The organism is Streptomyces sp. NPDC001714, from assembly GCF_042892755.1.
In the GTDB taxonomy this organism is placed as follows: Bacteria; Actinomycetota; Actinomycetes; order Streptomycetales; family Streptomycetaceae; genus Streptomyces.
Genome location: NZ_JBIAUL010000074.1, coordinates 1 through 2206 on the forward strand (window position 1 = coordinate 1; position 2206 = coordinate 2206).

At 71.2% G+C, this 2206-nt stretch carries 1 protein-coding gene; it reads right to left on the minus strand.

All coding sequences use genetic code 11. The annotated features are described in order from the left end of the window. The coding region (locus tag ACFY0P_RS52130; protein WP_388929530.1) for an acyltransferase domain-containing protein at positions 1–2206 on the minus strand (2206 nt) is incomplete at both ends.

The following is a 2206-nucleotide window of genomic DNA, read 5'->3' on the forward strand; positions in this document are numbered from 1 at the left end:
CCGAGTGCTCCGGTGCCGCCGGTGATGAGGACGGTGCCGTTGGGGTTGAGGGGTCGTGGGGTGGGTGTCGCGGTCACCCGCACCAACCGCGGCACCTCCACCGTTCCGGCGTGCAGGGCGACTTCGGGCTCACCGGCGTCCAGTGCGGCGCCGAGCGCGTGCCACGACTCCGGGCTGCCGTCGTGCGCGACGAGCGTGAAACGGTCGGGATGCTCGGCCTGCGCGGTCCGTATCAGACCGCGCCACACCGACTGCGCCAGGTCGCTCTCGTCCACGAGAACCACCAGCCGGGCGGTCGCCAGCCGGTCCTCGGCGAGCCACTCCTGAACTACGCCCAGCAGTAGTTCGGCAAGCTGGTCCGCCCGCTCCGCGGAGTCGCCGTCGGCAGGGTCCGCGCCCATCAGGACGATCGAGGGAACCGGCTCCTCCTCCGGCACAGACGCCAGCAGCGCGGCCACCGACCGATGGCCGACGTTCGCGATGTCCTCGGGCAGTCGTAGCGAACCCAGGACCGGCCACGCCGTCGGACGGACCACGGTGCGCGCGGCGCGCGTCGGTGCCGGCTGCCAGGCGAGGCGCAGCAGCGGATCCCCCGTCCGCACGGGCTGGGCGGCCGTCCGGTGCCGTACGGTGAGGGACGCGACGCGCGCCACCGGTTCCCCTGTGGCATCGGTGACGGAGACGGTGACCGTGTCCCGCCCGAACCCCGAGACACGGACCAGTAGTTCCGTCGCTCCGGTCGAGTACAGCTCCAGGCCGGAGAGTTCGGCGACCTCCTTCTCCAGAGGCTGCAGGGCGGCATCGAACAGCGCGGGGTGCAGCCCGTAGCGGGCCGCGTCCGACGCGAGCTCCTCCGGCGCCTCGATCCGCGCGTACAGGTCGTCTCCGGCGGTCCAGGCCGCCTCCAGGGCTTCGAACGCCGGGCCGACCCGAACACCGGCCTCGGCCGCACGGTCGTACAGTGCCTCGACGTCGAACGGCGTCGCCCCGGCCGGCGGCCACGCGCCCGTCGGCCCGTCCACGTCGCTGCCACTGGGCTCGGCGGCCGGTGCCAGCCGCGCCGTCGCGTGCTGCGTCCAGTCCCCCGTCTCCTCGTCCGCCCGGCGACCGTGCACAGTGACCTCTGCCGAGCCGCCGTCCTCCGCCGCGGTCAGGGTCACCTGGACGTCGACGGCACCACCCTCCGCGATGGTCAGCGGCTCTTCGAAGACCAGCCGCTCGATCCGCCCGAAGCCGGCCAGGTCTCCCGCGTGCAGCGTCAACTCCACCAGCGCGGCTGCCGGTACGGTCACCACTCCGTGCACGGTGCAGTCCGTCAGCCACGGCTGGCTCGTCGCCGCCAGCCGACCGGTGAACAGCGTGCTTCCGCCGTTCGCCAACGTGGTCACGGCGCCCAGCAGCGGATGGCCACCCGGCCGCAGTCCGGCACCCCGGACGTCCCCGCTCACCCTGCGAGCGTCGAGCCAGTAGTGCTGGTGTTGGAAGGGGTAGGTGGGGAGGTCGGTGTGGGCGGCTCCCGGGAACAGGGTGTTCCAGTTGATGGTGATGCCGTGGGTGTGGAGGTGGGCGAGGGTGGTGGTGAGGTGGGGGTGGTGGGTGGTGATGGTGGTGGGGTTGTCGAGGGTTTGGTGGATGAGGGGGGTGAGGGTGGGGGTGGGGCTGATTTCCAGGTAGGTGGTGGTTCCGGCTTGGTCGAGAGTGCGGATGCCGTGGTGGAAGCGGACGGCTTCGCGGATGTGGCGGGCCCAGTAGTCGGGGGTGAAGTCCTGCACCAGATCGCCGGTGAGGTTGGAGGCGATGGGGGTGGTCGGGGGGCGGTAGGTGAGTTCTTCGGCGACGGCTTGGAATTGGTCGAGGATGGGGTTCATGTGGGGGGAGTGGAAGGCGTGGCTGACGTCGAGTCGGCGGGTGCGTCGGCCTTGGTTCTTCCACCGGTCGGCGATTGCGGTGACCGTGTCCTTGTCGCCGGACAGGACGATGGAGCGGGGGCTGTTGATGGCGGCGATGGAGACGTGGTCGTTCAGTTCGGTCTGGAGTTCGTCTTCGGTGGCCTCGACGGCGATCATGGTGCCGCCGGTGGGGAGTTGTTGCATGAGGGTGGCGCGGGCGGCGACGAGCTTGGCGGCGTCTTGGAGGGTGAGGACTCCGGCGGCGTGGGCGGCGGAGATTTCGCCGATGGAGTGTCCGGCGAGGTAGTCGGGTCGTA